The sequence below is a fragment of the Microbulbifer sp. YPW1 genome (assembly GCF_013367775.1).
In the GTDB taxonomy this organism is placed as follows: Bacteria; Pseudomonadota; Gammaproteobacteria; order Pseudomonadales; family Cellvibrionaceae; genus Microbulbifer.
Genome location: NZ_CP055157.1, coordinates 1,459,593 through 1,473,746, shown reverse-complemented (window position 1 = coordinate 1,473,746; position 14,154 = coordinate 1,459,593). Strand labels below are relative to the sequence as shown.

The 14,154-nt window shown below is 61.3% G+C and carries 13 protein-coding genes; 11 read left to right on the top strand and 2 right to left on the bottom strand.

Annotation, left to right across the window (positions count from 1 at the left end):
* Window positions 1-159 precede the first annotated feature (159 nt).
* From polA to HUW35_RS06190, 3 genes are all read left to right on the top strand, one after another.
* Window positions 160-2,904, top strand: coding sequence for a DNA polymerase I (polA, locus tag HUW35_RS06200; RefSeq protein ID WP_181255581.1), 2,745 nt, complete (start codon window positions 160-162; stop codon window positions 2,902-2,904).
* Between the two features lie 925 nt (window positions 2,905-3,829).
* Window positions 3,830-4,300 carry a hypothetical protein gene (locus tag HUW35_RS06195; RefSeq protein ID WP_181254739.1) on the top strand — a complete coding sequence of 157 codons (471 nt, stop codon included), beginning with the start codon at window positions 3,830-3,832 and terminating at the stop codon, window positions 4,298-4,300.
* A 15-nt stretch (window positions 4,301-4,315) separates the two neighbouring features.
* Complete coding sequence (locus HUW35_RS06190; RefSeq protein WP_181254738.1) at window positions 4,316-4,516, top strand: hypothetical protein; 201 nt, start codon at window positions 4,316-4,318, stop codon at window positions 4,514-4,516.
* Between the two features lie 26 nt (window positions 4,517-4,542).
* Here HUW35_RS06190 and yihA read toward each other — a convergent pair whose 3' ends face one another.
* Window positions 4,543-5,223 (bottom strand): ribosome biogenesis GTP-binding protein YihA/YsxC, encoded by a 681-nt coding sequence (gene yihA, locus HUW35_RS06185; RefSeq protein ID WP_181254737.1) that lies wholly within the window; start codon window positions 5,221-5,223, stop codon window positions 4,543-4,545.
* A gap of 134 nt (window positions 5,224-5,357) precedes the next feature.
* Between yihA and HUW35_RS06180 the strand changes: the two genes are divergently transcribed.
* The 8 genes from HUW35_RS06180 to HUW35_RS06145 all read left to right on the top strand — a co-directional run bounded on the left by HUW35_RS06180 (window position 5,358) and on the right by HUW35_RS06145 (window position 12,939).
* Window positions 5,358-6,008: a cytochrome c gene (locus HUW35_RS06180; RefSeq protein ID WP_181254736.1), complete on the top strand. Its 651-nt coding sequence runs from the start codon at window positions 5,358-5,360 to the stop codon at window positions 6,006-6,008.
* 205 nt (window positions 6,009-6,213) lie between these two features.
* Window positions 6,214-6,891 carry a thiol:disulfide interchange protein DsbA/DsbL gene (locus HUW35_RS06175; protein WP_181254735.1) on the top strand — a complete coding sequence of 226 codons (678 nt, stop codon included), beginning with the start codon at window positions 6,214-6,216 and terminating at the stop codon, window positions 6,889-6,891.
* A gap of 127 nt (window positions 6,892-7,018) precedes the next feature.
* Complete coding sequence (locus HUW35_RS06170; protein ID WP_181254734.1) at window positions 7,019-8,239, top strand: cytochrome c; 1,221 nt, start codon at window positions 7,019-7,021, stop codon at window positions 8,237-8,239.
* Window positions 8,240-8,365: 126 nt separating this feature from the next.
* On the top strand, window positions 8,366-8,911 hold the full coding sequence (locus HUW35_RS06165) for a hypothetical protein (protein WP_181254733.1): 546 nt from the start codon (window positions 8,366-8,368) through the stop codon (window positions 8,909-8,911).
* A gap of 132 nt (window positions 8,912-9,043) precedes the next feature.
* A complete protein-coding gene (locus tag HUW35_RS06160; RefSeq protein ID WP_181254732.1) occupies window positions 9,044-9,904 on the top strand; it encodes a hypothetical protein in 861 nt (286 codons plus the stop codon).
* Between the two features lie 37 nt (window positions 9,905-9,941).
* Window positions 9,942-10,352, top strand: coding sequence for an ACT domain-containing protein (locus HUW35_RS06155; protein WP_181254731.1), 411 nt, complete (start codon window positions 9,942-9,944; stop codon window positions 10,350-10,352).
* 71 nt (window positions 10,353-10,423) lie between these two features.
* Window positions 10,424-11,170, top strand: a complete 747-nt coding sequence (locus HUW35_RS06150; RefSeq protein WP_181254730.1) for a hypothetical protein — start codon at window positions 10,424-10,426, stop codon at window positions 11,168-11,170.
* A gap of 74 nt (window positions 11,171-11,244) precedes the next feature.
* Window positions 11,245-12,939 carry a M28 family metallopeptidase gene (locus HUW35_RS06145; protein WP_255463513.1) on the top strand — a complete coding sequence of 565 codons (1,695 nt, stop codon included), beginning with the start codon at window positions 11,245-11,247 and terminating at the stop codon, window positions 12,937-12,939.
* A gap of 5 nt (window positions 12,940-12,944) precedes the next feature.
* On the opposite strand, the gene HUW35_RS06140 is transcribed toward HUW35_RS06145, so the two are convergent.
* Entirely contained in the window at window positions 12,945-14,075 is a 1,131-nt protein-coding gene (locus HUW35_RS06140) for a GNAT family N-acetyltransferase/peptidase C39 family protein (RefSeq protein ID WP_181254729.1), read from the bottom strand.
* Window positions 14,076-14,154 lie beyond the last annotated feature (79 nt).

The window sequence follows — 14,154 nt, the reverse complement described above, 5'->3', positions numbered from 1 at the left end:
GTGCGACGACTGGTACGCGGTTGGCGACGGGGTGAACAACCTTCACACCGCCGACGGAGACACAGATGCGTGCAGTGGAACGAGCGAAAAGCTTCCATCGCGGGTATCCTGTCGCCCAACGAAAGCCCCGCAATGAAAAACCGGACTTCCCAGCTAGTTATGAGTAACGACAAGACTTCTTCCGCGCCATTGATCCTGGTCGATGGATCCTCCTACCTGTATCGCGCCTTCCACGCACTGCCCCCCCTGGCGACCAGCAGTGGCCAGCCCACCGGCGCGGTGCGCGGTGTGATTTCCATGTTGCGCAAACATCTCAAGGAGCACCCGGACAGCCCGGTAGTGGTGGTTTTTGATGCCAAGGGAAAAACTTTCCGCGACGAACTGTTCGAGGAATACAAATCCCACCGACCGCCGATGCCGGATGACCTGCGCGCACAGATCCAGCCCATCCACGACATCATCGATGCCATGGGGCTGCCGCGACTGGTAATCGACGGGGTCGAGGCGGACGATGTGATCGGCACCCTGGCTCTGCAGGCTGCCGACAAGGGCATGGATGTGATCATCTCCACCGGCGACAAGGACATGGCCCAGCTGGTGCGCCCGGGCGTAACCCTGGTGAATACCATGTCCAACACGGTGCTGGATGTGGAGGGCGTGAAAGAAAAGTTTGGTGTGGGCCCGGAACTGATCATCGACTTCCTCGCGCTCATGGGAGACAAGGCCGATAACATTCCCGGCGTGCCGGGTGTGGGCGAGAAGACCGCGCTGGCACTGCTTCAGGGGCTCGGCAGCCTGAAGGACATCTACGCCGACCTCGACGCCATCGCGCCGCTCGGCTTTCGCGGTTCCAAAACCCTGGCCAAGAAAATGCAGGAGCACAAAGACGCGGCGGATATGTCCTACGTGCTCGCCACCATCAAGACTGACGTGGAGATGGACTACAAACCGGAGTCCCTCGCCAACGCCGAACCGGATACCGACAAACTGCGGGAGATGTTCAGCGAGCTGGAATTCCGCAGCTGGGTGGAGGAGCTGGGGGGTGATGGCGATGCCGAAACAGCCGCGGAAGCGCTCGCTGTCGAGCGCAACTACAGCATCATCCTCGACGAAAAGGAACTCGACGGCTGGCTGGAAAAACTCGCCAAAGCCGAGGTGTTCGCATTCGATACGGAAACCACCAGCCTCAACTACATGCAGGCAAAACTGGTGGGTGTGAGCTTTGCCGTGGAAGCGGGCGAGGCCGCCTATCTGCCCCTGGCCCACGACTACATGGGCGCACCGCAGCAGGTGGACTTCGATGCGGCGCTGGCAAAGCTGAAGCCGTTGCTCGAGGACGAAAACGTCCACAAGGTCGGCCAGAACCTGAAGTACGACAGCCACATTCTCGCCAACTACGATATCGAACTGCGCGGTATCGCGCGCGACACCATGCTGGAATCCTATGTGCTGAACAGCACCGCCAGCCGCCACGACATGGATAGCCTCGCGCAGAAATATCTCGGCGAATCCACGGTCAAGTTCGAGGATATTGCCGGCAAGGGCGCCAAACAGCTGACTTTCAACCAGATCGAGCTGGACAAGGCCGGGCCCTACGCCGCGGAAGACGCCGACATCACCCTGCGCCTGCACCAGGACCTGAGCGGGCGCCTGGCCAAGGAGCCGAGCCTGGAGAAAGTGCTCGACGAGATCGAGATGCCGCTGGTGCCGGTACTGGTACATATCGAACGCAACGGTGCCTATATCGATGCGGCGATGCTGAAAAAGCAGTCGGTCGAGCTGGAAGAAAAGATGCGCGAGCTGGAGCAGCAGGCATACGAGGAAGCTGGTGAGGAGTTCAATCTCGGCTCCACCAAACAGCTGGGCGCGATCCTGTTCGAAAAGCTCGAAATCCCGGTGATCAAGAAAACCCCCAAGGGCGCTCCCTCCACCGCGGAACCGGTGCTGCAGGAGTTGGCCCTGTCACACAAGCTGCCGGCGCTGATCATGCAGTATCGGGGCATGGCCAAGCTGAAGAACACCTATACCGACAAGCTGCCGCAGATGATCGACCCGGCCACCGGCCGTGTGCACACCTCGTATCACCAGGCGGTAGCGGCCACCGGCCGCCTGTCATCCAGTGATCCCAACCTGCAGAACATCCCGATTCGCACCGAAGAAGGCCGCCGCATTCGCCAGGCGTTTGTCGCCGACCCGCGCATCAACGGCGGCAGCGTGATCGTCGCGGCGGATTACTCCCAGATCGAGCTGCGCATCATGGCGCACCTGTCCGGGGACAAGGGGCTGCTGGATGCCTTCGCCGCGGGCGCCGACATTCACCGCGCTACTGCGGCGGAAGTGTTCGAGGTTTCGGCGGACGACGTGAGCGATGAACAGCGTCGCCGCGCCAAGGCGATCAACTTCGGCCTGATTTACGGCATGAGCGCCTTCGGCCTGGCCAAGCAGCTGGATATTCCGCGAGCGGATGCGCAGACCTATATCGATCGGTATTTTGAGCGCTACCCCGGTGTCCTCGAATATATGGAGAACACCCGCAAACAGGCCGCGGACAAGGGCTATGTGGAGACCCTGTTCGGCCGCCGCCTGTACCTGCCGGAAATCAATTCCCGCAACGGCATGCAGCGCCAGGCCGCGGAGCGCACCGCGATCAATGCGCCGATGCAGGGCAGCGCGGCGGATATTATCAAGCGCGCGATGATTGCGGTGGATGCATGGCTGCGCGACGAGGGGCTCAAGTCCCGCCTGATCATGCAGGTACACGATGAACTGGTGCTGGAAGTGCCGGCAGATGAGCGGGATCTGGTGGTAAAACGTATACCGGAGTTGATGCAGGCGGCCGCGGAACTGGATGTACCGCTGATCGCAGATCTCGGGGAAGGGGCCAACTGGGACGAGGCGCACTGATCTTAAAGTGCGCGATATTAGGGCGAAGGTATCGCTGCCTGGTGTGGCCTTGCGAGACCTTCGAAAAAAGGGACTTTTTCGAAGAGCCCCCAGGGATGGGTTCACGGCGTGTCTCGCAAGGCCACACCAGGCAGCGATACCGCCACGAAATTTTTTTAAATTTTTTTCGTAACTCTTGGAACTACCGCCAGAAGGGGCTCTCTAATTAAGCAAGATCGTTGGAATGTAACATCATCCCCCAAAGCTTAGTCAGAAGCCCCTCGCCCCGAAGCTACCCCCATCGGGGCTTTTTTTTGCCCAAAATTTGTGCGATCGAGAAAATGCCGTTGATTGAAGAATCATCAGGGTTGCCGATTAATTGCACGAAGCTGGAAAAAATTGGCCGGGGGCGTGGAATAAAGTCTCAAATAAAGAATTTTTTGTCCCAGTGCTCAATAGTTGTGGGATACATTTCCCCTGTCCGTAGACGAGAAAACAACGCGGAGAAAAGAGTGGGGAACCTTAGCGGCCCAGCTTAATCTTTGTATTGAAGGAAACGCATCGGATGCAGTGGAATTTGGGTGAGAACCCAAGAGCGCGCCCGTCCCCCTGGGCGTGTTCCCCTAGGTGCCCATCCCCAAGGGCACTGACCCCTAGCCGGTAGCTGCAATCTGCCGGCTTTTTTTTGCCTGTCTGTTTTGTAATGCCACATTTCGCAGCAGTACCGGCAGGTTTCCCACCGCAGCCTGTCGAGGGAGCGGTATCGGCTTAGAGCCGTTAACAGCACCGTTAAATTCAGTTTAGTAGAAATCTGGCGGCCCATTTCACATCGTTCGAACAGCAGCGCCTATTGTCTAATTGCAAGTGATAATTGTTCTCATTAATATGGGCTGGCCGGGTGCAAACGCCCACCGGGGATCCGTTGAAGAAATATTGGGGAGATGCTGTGAATCTGAAGTTTCTGTGTGCCAACCACCGCCAGTGGTTGATGAGCGACAGCCGCCGTGCGGAGCAGGCATGGCTGGAATGGAGCGAGCGGGGCGGGTTGTTGTGTGAGGAGAGGCAGTACCAGCAGGCGGTCCCTTTCCTGGGTTGTGCTTATGAACTGGCGGATTTCCTGTTGAGTGAGCGCGCCCCCGGTTATGCGGTGGCGGCCACACGATTTGTCGACAGCGCACACAAACTGATGGAGGCCTATCGTCAGTACGGCGCCACCGGCCACGCAAACTACATCCTGGTAGGTGCCAGTTCGCGCCTGGCGCGGGAGTTGGCAGACAGGTCCCACTACCAGCTGACCGCGGACTGTATCCGCACCCTCTATACCGCGGAGGCAAGCCTACCGGAGAGCTGGCGCGGACAGCTGAAGGGGATCTCGGCGTCCTCCGATGGCGACACTGCGGTGCCACACCTGCACTGAGCGTCCCGGATTGCCATGATATTTAACCTGGAGCAGACCATGGCCTCCACCAATCAATACCTGAAAATCCAGATCAGCCAGCAGACCCTGACGTCGCTGATCGCGGGGCGGCATCTCACCGCCGAACAGTTGCGCGGCCTGACACCTACCGCGCGGCGCACATTGCGACGGATACTGCTGGATAGCCTCAAAGAGGAGGGCTTCGCGGGTGGGTAATCACTTACACTGTGCCCGCACCTGCCTTAGTCGTTGTCGTCCTCGCCAGAGTCGTCGCCATCGACATCTGTTTCCATATCTTCCGGCGCCAGTGTCAGCCACTGGTTGAGGCGCGCCTCGAGCTTGTCCAGTCCCTTGCGTTTCGGCGCTGAAAAAATCTGAACTGTGACATTTTTGTCCAGTTCCAGCTCCTTCAGCTCCTTTTCCACCGCGAAACGGGTATTGTTGGCGGGGCCGTTCTTCAGTTTGTCCGCCTTGGTCAGCAGGATGTGCGCGGGCAGGCCGGCATTCACCGCCCAGGTGAGCATATGCAGGTCAAACTCTTTTAGTGGTTGCCGGATATCCATTAACAGCACCAGCCCCTTGAGGCAGCGGCGCTGTTCCAGATAGAACGCCAGGTGGCGCTGCCACTCGTCCTTCATGGAGCGGGCTACCTTGGCGTAACCGTAGCCCGGCAGATCCACCAGCCGCTGCTGTTCGCTCAGGCTGAAAAAGTTGATCAGCTGGGTGCGCCCCGGGGTCTTGGAGGTGCGCGCGAGCTTGCCGTTGCCGGTCAGGGCGTTGATGGCGCTGGATTTGCCGGCATTGGAGCGTCCGGCAAAGGCCACTTCGGCGCCGGAATCTTCCGGACACTCCGCCAGGGTGGGGGCGCTGATCAGAAATTCGGCGCGACGGTAATTGATTCGTTCTACATTGGATTCAGACATGAGTCTTCCCGGTACACTCAGATGGCGCGCAAGTATATAATGCCGCGGTTTTATCGTCGCTGATGGCTGCCGGGCAAGGTTGCTGCCAGCAGCGAAGATCGGGTGCAAAACTTCAGCGCGCAACAGGACGACGTATGAACAGCATTATAAAGAAGGCCGCTCTGGCTTTGGGGATGGTGGCATTTGCTCAGGTGGGCCACGCCGCCGGTGACGCCACTGCGGGGCAAACCAAGGCTGCCGCCTGTGCCGCCTGTCACGGTGCGGACGGCAACAGCCCGGCGCCGACCTTTCCAAAAATCGCCGGTCTCGGCGAGAAATACCTGCTCAAGCAGCTGCACGACATCAAGAGCGGTGAGCGCAAGGTACCAGAGATGACCGGCCAGCTCGACAACATGAGCGACCAGGACATGGCGGACATCGCCGCCTACTTCGCCGCCCAGAATATCCAGATCTCCGGCTCCGAGGCATTCTCGGTCATGCTGAACAACGGCGATAACGTCGACGGTCTGGCCCTGGGGCGCAAGATTTTCCGTGCAGGCAACCCAAGCTCCGGTGTGCCGGCGTGTATGGGATGTCACTCTCCCACCGGCCAGGGCAACGCTCCTGCGGGTTATCCGCGCCTGTCCGGTCAGTACGCACAGTACGTCGAGAAGCAGCTGAAGGCTTTCCGCGAAGGTGCGCGTAACAACGATGGCGACACCCGCGTAATGCGCAGTGTAGCCAAGCAGCTGTCCGACGCCGAGATCAAGGCTGTGGCCAACTACGTTGCGGGCCTCACCGAGTAACTGTTGGCCTGCCGGATCACCGGAATCGGTCCCAGTTCACAAAAGGCCGGTCGCTGACCGGCCTTTTGCTGTCCGGCCATCGCACCCGGGTTGCACCGCAGTGCGGGAACTTCAATAATTCCCGCGGTCTATATTCAGCCGGGCGTCAGCTTATGCGAGCCATACTGACCGCCGGAACCAAGAATAATGTTTGGAGTAAGTCTTTATGAGAGCCGTCGTTGCACTGTTCACCATGCTGCTGAGCCTCGCAGCCTGTGCCCAGGATACCCCGGGAAAATTCAAAGCGGGCGAGTACTACGAAGTGCTGCCCCAGGCCGTCGCCCAGGATGACGACAGCAAAATCGAAGTCACCGAACTGTTCTGGTACGGCTGTGGCCACTGCTACCACTTTGAAGGACCGCTGAAAAAGTGGCAGAAAACCATGCCTGCGGATGTCGCACTGAAGAAGATCCCGGCAATCTGGCAGCCGGTAATGGAAGTGCACGCGCGTATGTTCTACGTGGCGGACGCCATGGGCGTGCTGGACAAGGTGCACGACCCGATCTTTGGTGCCATCGCCCAGCAGCGCAAAATGTTCGCCGACCGCAACGGCCGTGAGTGGACCCCGGACGAAAGCGCCATTGCCGCCATGTTCACCAACAATGGTGCCGACGGTGACAAAGCGGTGAAGCTGATGAACTCCTTCGCCATCAACAGCAAGATCAAGCAGGGCCAGGCCAAGCAGCGCGCCTACAAGCTTTCCGGCACCCCGGAAATGGTTGTGGCCGGCAAGTACCGTGTCAGCACCTCGCTGCCGGGCTTCAAAGGCAAGTCCAACGGTCAGGAGCTGATGCTGGAAGTTGTCGACTATCTGGTCGAGAAAGAGCGCGCGGAAAAGGGCTGATTGCCACCGCGACGGAAACCCCGCAGATGCGGGGTTTTTTTATGCCCGCGGTTTGCCGTGCGAGCCGTGTCCGGAGCAATACTGCTAGTCTGAAACGGGATACCGCAAAAAAATCCGCCACTGCCCAATGCCGAGAACGCCGAAAACCCCGCTGCTGATACTGTTGCTTGCCACCTTGCTGGGTGGGGGCGCGGCGTGGGCGCAGCCCACTGCAGACAAGGAAACCCAGAATACCGCGGCGCGCGCGGTGAGCCTGCTGTCCTTTGTTGCCGTGGATTATCCGGAGGCGGTCAGTGACGATGGGGACGGGATGCGGGATCGCAGCCTGTATCGTCAATTGCAGGGCAATGTGGAGGTGGCTGCGTCGCTGCTGGAAAAGCTGCCCGAAAAGCCCGGCCGCAATCAGCTGCAGCGCACCCTGCAAGACCTCGCCGCGGAGATTGAAAGCCGCGCGCCGCCGGCACAGGTACGCCAGCGCGCAAACGCCGCGGCGGATCGCTTTGCGGCGCTCTACCAGCTGCCGCGCTCGCCGGCAGAGCCGCTGCCGTCGGCGCAAGAGGCGCGCGCGCTGTACCAGGATCGCTGCCGCAACTGTCACGGCGAAAACGGGGATGCACCGCAGGCGGAGCGCAAGCTGACCGATCCCGCACGCATGGCAAACCTGAGTCTGTACGATTTCTATAACGTGCTCGAGCCCACGCGCAACGACGCCCACAACCGTGACATCGATGGCGATCTCAGCAGTCGCGAGCGCTGGGCTCTGGCGGTGATGGTGGCGGGTTTTGCCGCGCCGGAGATGGCGCCGTCAGCGCGCCGCGCGCAGGAATATCCGGCGCTGGTGGGGCTGCCGGGAATGGCGGTACTGCGGCCGGTGGAACTGCCCGACGAAGCCCGTGACGCGCTGATGTGGTGGCGCGCGCACCCGCAGGAGACCGCGCATCTGCAACACCCACTGGCGCGGGCCGCCGGGCTGCTGTACCTGGGGCAGGCGGCCTATCGCGGCGGCGATTCCGCGAGTGCCTATCACCAGTTGATGCTCGGCCTGCGCGAGGGCTACGCCCAGGCCCGTCCGCAGCTGGCCGAGCGCAACCCGGCGCTCACCGCCCAGCTCGACCAGCAGTGGCAGGAACTGCGCCAGTCCATCCTCGACCGCGCCCCGAGCAATGAAATCATCGAACAGTTCCAGCGTCTGCAGGCCAACGTGGTGCGCGCGCGGGAACAGTTACAGCCCACCTCTGGCAGCGCAATCTACGCGTGGGCGGTGTTTTTCCTGGTGATCGCCCTCGGGGTTGGCGGGCTTTTGTGGTACAGATTGCGCCGCCCCAGGGGCAAAACCGGAACTTCGTAGTGTGCATTGGCGCGGAAACAAAGAATTTTGTCGCATCCGCTGCCACAGTTGAGATTTACGACTAGGCTTTTAATTAGGTTGATTAAATAACCGCCAGTCGTAGAACCCAACAGAGAAGAGTGCCGCATGAAGTTGTTGCGTCAGTTGTCCTTCCGTCCCGTTCTCCTATCCCTGCTGCAGGTCTATGGCCTGGTGCTTGCGATATTCCTGTTACTTCCGATGCTCGCTTCCGCCCAGAGCCAGACCCCGGATCAGTCCACCGCCCACCAGTGGGCCGGTAACTGGCTGGTGGTGGGGCAGGGCGACGAGCAGCTGGTGTGGCAACTGAAAGCCGATGGCACCGGTTTTGCCCACGGCTTCCGCGCCGATGGCCAGCTCACCCACGGGTTCGCCATTTCCTGGCGAATCGAGGGAGATACGGTACGTATCCGCACCGGTGGCACCCTGCACTGCAACAGCGGCATGGTGTACGCGCAATTTACCGGTTGGAGTCCGGTCACCCTAGACTTCAACGTTATCGACGGGCGTCACTGGCGCCAGCACAACGGCGGCATCCTGGCCTTCCAGCGTCGCCTGACAGACTGGCAGACCCCCAATCACGGGGCCGAGTGCCCGAACCTGTACGACGGTGAACGCAAGGAAACCCAGCAGACCGCGTCTGCGGGCAACTGAGCACCGGCGGCTGCCCACGCGATGGTTCAGGATTCAGCGCCCGAGCGTCGGCCCGGTCAGGAAGGACCCGTCGACACCCCAGGTGGGCGACCAATTCTTCAGGGACGAATAAAGCGCAAGCGGAGACAAGCCGTGAAGCAGCCTCGCTTTATTCCCTCCGGATTCGTGAAACCGGTCCTGCTGGTGACTGCGGTGGTTGCGTGCGGTGTATGTCCCAGCCTGCAGGCGCAGGATGGGGCGCCCGCCGACGCCAGCGCAGCGGATATCGCGAACAGCGCGGCGCAGGCGGAGAACAAAACCCGGTACCCGGGGTGGGACGCGGACTCCCGCCTGGAAGCCAGCCAGTGGGTTGGCAACTGGCTGATCTCCCGCGACGGCGAAGCCCAGCACGTGTGGAGCCTGAACCGGGATGGCACCGGTCGTTCCTACGCGTTCAGCAAGCACGGGGAAAAAATGAAATTCTCCTATGGCTACGATATCCGCTGGTACTTCGATCCGTTTACCCAGATGGCAAATATCAAGACCGAGCGCCGCATCGTTTGCCGCGGCGGCCGTCTGTATCCCTACTTCCTGACCCTCAAATCCTACGAGAGCGATTACGCGGTCAAGGGCAAATACGCCTGGCAGACCACCTGGACCGAAGCCAGCATCGGCCGCAATTACCTGCACAAATCCCTGGTGGTGTTTGTCGCCCCGCTGTCCGGCTGGCACAACCCGCAGAAAGACGCCCCGTGTCCCGAGTTCCCGCGTATGGATGTTGAAAAAGATATCGATATCGCCCTCGACCGCTGGGAGCTGGAAGCGCAGCGCCAGGAAACTCTGGTAGATACCACCCCGGTGGAGGGCGAGCCGGAGTTCGACGGTGAAGAATTCGGCCCTGCCGCCAAAGCCCCCAAGGGCAAGCTGCCGCAGCAGCGCAAGAATACCGCCAGGGCGCGGGTGAAGGGCGGCACCGGCAAACAGCCGAAACCGAAAAAACGCGGCGCGAACTGAGCGCGCCCCAAGTCAGTATCCGGAGAGTGAGATCACCATGAATGCCCAGGTAAAAATCGACCAGTTGTTACAGCGCCTCACCCCGATTCTGAACCGTGAGCAGCTGGTGATGTGTCAGCTGGATGAAGCCCAGTTGCGCACATTGTTGCAGGAGTGCCTGTGTATCTTCCGCGAGCGCGAGGGTATCTGCGCGCTGCTGCCCAAGGACGTTGCCGAGCGCGAATCACTGCCGGAAGACGGCAGTTACCGCCAGATTACCCTGCAGTACACCGGCGGCCTGCAGGTGCCGGGACTCGCCGCCACCATCGTGCGCGAACTGGCAGACGCCGGTATCCAGGCCAATGTGGTATCGGCGCGCTGTCACGAGCATCTGCTGGTCAGCGAGCATGACGCCAAGCAGGCCATGCAGGTTCTGTACGGTATCAGCAATCGATTGCAGTACAGCTGATCAGCGCCAACCGCGCTGACGGAGAAAACAGATATCCGGCAGGGAGCGCCGCTGAGGAGCTTCCTGAGACCATGCATATTGCCTATCCCGCTCCGCTACCACACGGCCGAATCCGCCAGGTGTTGCCGGACTTTTTTGTGGTGCGCGGTACTGCGCGCATCGCGCCGCGGGTTTATGTCAATCGCAACATGGGCATCGTGCGCAGCGGCGACGATCTGCTGCTGGTGAACCCGGTGCGTCTGCGCCGGATGGAGGAAGAGCGCCTGTGTGAACTGGGGCGGGTGCGCCAGGCCGTCAGGCTCGGTTACTACCACGGCTGTGACGACCTCTATTACCGCGATCGCTTCAATGTTTTCTTCTGGCGACAGGCCCACTCCGATCACTATCCACTGCCCCCGGCGGATCAGTTTCTCGCCGATGGCGGCACCTGTCCGGTAACCGGCGGTCGGGTATTTGAATTCAGCAACAGCCGGGTGCCCGAGGCGGCGCTGCTGCTGCCCCTATCCGGAGGACTGCTGCTCACCTGCGACGCGCTGCAGTTCTGGAGTGGCTGGGCCGGCTGCAGCTGGGCCGGGAAGTGGATGCTGCGCCTGAGCGGTGTGCACCAGGGGATGCAGGTCGCACCCGCCTGGTGTCGTCGCGCCACGCCGGATCACGAGAACAACCAGCGCTGGCTGGCCGCGGATTTTCAGCGCCTGCTTAACCTGCCTTTCCAGCACCTGCTCGGTGGCCATGGGGACTTTTGTGCGGATCGTGCCCACGAGCTCGCAGAGCGCGCCGTGGACAGTAGCTTTATGAGACTTGCACCACGTCATTGATGCCCGCCAATCGTCGGAGACCGGTATGGCGAGCGTGCTAAGCTGGCGCCGTATCCGATCTCGACGAGTCCTGTATGCGAATCAATCACTTCACCCGCCGCTTCCTTGCGGCGGGCGCCCTGGCTGCACTGCTCAGCACCGGCATTATTTCCTGCGTCAGCACCGGGGCATTCGCGCCCATCCCCAGCGCGGATATGGAGCGCATGCGCGCGGATATAGAGTACCTTTCCGCCGACGCCCTCGCCGGGCGCAAGACCGGCAGCCGCGGTTATCAACAGGCCGCTCAGCACGTGGCCGACCGTTTTGCCGAACTGGGCCTGAGGTCGATTACCGGCGATGACTACTTCCAGCAGGTGCCGTTTCGCGAGGCGCGCTGGGGCGGGCACCAGGCGACCCTGATGTTGCACGGCCGCGATGGGGATATCACCTTCGAAATGGGCGCTGACTTTCTCGCCAAACCACCTACCATCGGCGAGGACACCGTCACCTCCGCGGGGCTGGTGTTCGTCGGCTACGGCGTTGAAGCGCCGGAATTCGGATTCGACGATTACGCCGGATTGGATGTGCAGGGCAAAATCGTAGTAGTGCTGGATGGCCGCCCGCCGCAGCTTCCCAACGAAGTGGGCGCCCACTATGCCTCCGGGCGTACCAAGCGGGAAACCGCCGCCCGTCACGGTGCGGTTGGTTATATCAACCTCAATACTCCGGCGCTGGAAGCGCGGCGTTCGTTTGCCCGCTCTGGCGAACATATCCAGGAGCCGACTTTCGACTGGTTGCGTGCGGACGATATACCGGGCAACGCCATTCCCGGTATGCACCCCGGCGTTGTGCTGGATATGCCCGCCGCGCGCCAGCTGTTTATGGGTGCGCAGCGCAGTCTCGATACCATTTTTACCGAGATGGACAATGGCGTAGTGCCCAGGGGCTTCGCGCTGCCCTACAGCGCGACCCTCACCAGTGGTGGCGAACACCGCAAGGTAGTCAGCCCCAACGTGGTCGGCCTGCTGCCGGGGAGTGATCCCGGGTTGCGCGACGAGTATGTGGTGTTCACTGCCCATCTCGACCACATCGGGATGGATGCCGCTGGGTCGGGGGAGGGCGATGTCCACGATCAGTTAAACCCGGACCGAATCAATAACGGTGCCCAGGACAACGCCGCCGGCATCGCGGTGATGCTGGAGGTGGCGCGCATGTTTGCGGAGTCCGGTCGCGCACCGCGTCGCTCGATCCTGTTTGTGGCGGTGACTGCAGAGGAAGAGGGCCTGCTGGGTTCCGACTACTTTGCCCGGCACCCACCGGTGCCGCCCCGGTCGATGGTGGCAAACATCAATCTGGATATGCCCATGCTGTTGTATCCGTTCCGCGACGTGATCGCGTTCGGTGCCGAACACTCCAGCCTGGGCAAAAGTGCCGCGCGCGCCGCACAGCGGGCGGGCCTCAAGCTGAGCCCGGACCCGATGCCGGAGCAGGTGATTTTCGTGCGCAGCGACCACTACAGCTTTGTGCGCCAGGGGGTGCCGTCGATCTACCTGATCAGCGGGCGCGAGGCGATCGACAAGAACATTGATGGCACCCAGGCGCAGCTCGATTTTCTGATTGGCCGCTACCACCGCCCGGAAGACGAGGCGGACGAACAGATCAGCTATATCGCCGCGCAGCAGTTTGCCGAGGTGAATTTCGCGATTGCCTGGGATGTGGCCGATGCGGAGCGCAAGCCATACTGGAACCGCGGGGATTTCTTCGGCGAATTGTTTGCTGGGGAAAACTAGCCGCGTCAGCTTTTCCTGACCACCACCGCGGTGCGCAGCCGGTCCTTGCCGAACAGTGACATCTGCGAAAACGCATCGCGGGCGATGGGCAGGTACTGGCTGTCCAGCGGGTTGTCCTCGTCGTCCACGTCCGGGTCGTGCACGTAAAAGCAGGCGTCGTCCATTCCGGTCAGGGTTACCCAGTGGGGTACTTTCTTGCCGTCCAGCCGGTAGGTACTGATCAGCAATAACACCAGCGCACCTTCCTCCAGCCACTGCTGGCACTGTTCCTGGGTAAAGTCTTGCGCGATTACCGGCAGGCCGGTATCCCTGGCCTGCCGGCGATAGTCCGCATCCACCTGTTCGATGACCGTCTTTTTTTCCGCGCTGCGCACGCTGTCGAGAAATAGCGGACTCGACTGGTTCAGGTACACCTCGCAGGCAAAGCCGCGCTTCTGCATCGCCAGTGCCAGCCCGATGGGATGACAGCCGCCGGTGCCGGAGGTCATGAAAATGGTGGTGGCTTCCCGCCACAGGGTCAGTTCATCGCTGCCGTTGGGAACATAGTCGGGATCCAGCCCGGCCATGGCCATCATCGCCGCCGCCGGGCCGCAGGTGAACTCGGTGCGCTGTCCGTACCAGGGCACTTCCGCGGTGTGCAGGTTTTCCGGGCGATAGCGGATGCGCTTCTGCATGCGCAGGGCGTTGCCGGCGTCCTCGTAGTAATTGCTATAGCTGCCGAAGGTGCGGTACCCCAGCTGCTGGTACAAACCGATGGCGGCGCTGTTCTGCTCCGCCACTTCCAAGCGCATATACAGGCGGCCGGCGCGGCTGCTGGCATCCTCGGCCGCCATCAACAGTGCCTTGCCGATACCCTTGCCGCGCCCGGCTGTGCCGACCGCAATAGAGTACAGGCGCGCCAGACGGGTGCCACGGCGCAGCAATACCAGGGCGTAGCCCAGCAGCGCGCCATCGTGTTCCGCGACCAGGAAGACCCTGTTGTCGGTTTTGAGCCAGTGGCGCAAGCGGCGGCGGCTGAGTCGGTCGCCGCTGAAGCTGGCTTCTTCCAGCCGGCACAACGGGTCCAGATCGCGGATTTCGGCTGCACGAATCTGCAGCTGTACGACAGCATTCGGGGTGGGGGAGCGGTGTGGCATTTTGGGGGTGAGGCACCGGAATAGAGCCGCAAAGGTGCGGCCCGGGAAAGCTAGCAAACCGGTGGAAAAAAACTAGTGG

Bases quoted from the DNA above. Each gene is read 5' to 3' on its own strand.
- HUW35_RS06145 (WP_255463513.1), top strand. From the start codon at position 11,245: ATGCGAATCAATCACTTCACCCGCCGCTTCCTTGCGGCGGGCGCCCTG.
- HUW35_RS06180 (WP_181254736.1), top strand. From the start codon at position 5,358: ATGAACAGCATTATAAAGAAGGCCGCTCTGGCTTTGGGGATGGTGGCA.
- HUW35_RS06155 (WP_181254731.1), top strand. From the start codon at position 9,942: ATGAATGCCCAGGTAAAAATCGACCAGTTGTTACAGCGCCTCACCCCG.
- HUW35_RS06170 (WP_181254734.1), top strand. From the start codon at position 7,019: ATGCCGAGAACGCCGAAAACCCCGCTGCTGATACTGTTGCTTGCCACC.
- polA (WP_181255581.1), top strand. From the start codon at position 160: ATGAGTAACGACAAGACTTCTTCCGCGCCATTGATCCTGGTCGATGGA.
- yihA (WP_181254737.1), bottom strand. From the start codon at position 5,223: ATGTCTGAATCCAATGTAGAACGAATCAATTACCGTCGCGCCGAATTT.
- HUW35_RS06140 (WP_181254729.1), bottom strand. From the start codon at position 14,075: ATGCCACACCGCTCCCCCACCCCGAATGCTGTCGTACAGCTGCAGATT.
- HUW35_RS06190 (WP_181254738.1), top strand. From the start codon at position 4,316: ATGATATTTAACCTGGAGCAGACCATGGCCTCCACCAATCAATACCTG.
- HUW35_RS06150 (WP_181254730.1), top strand. From the start codon at position 10,424: ATGCATATTGCCTATCCCGCTCCGCTACCACACGGCCGAATCCGCCAG.
- HUW35_RS06175 (WP_181254735.1), top strand. From the start codon at position 6,214: ATGAGAGCCGTCGTTGCACTGTTCACCATGCTGCTGAGCCTCGCAGCC.
- HUW35_RS06165 (WP_181254733.1), top strand. From the start codon at position 8,366: ATGAAGTTGTTGCGTCAGTTGTCCTTCCGTCCCGTTCTCCTATCCCTG.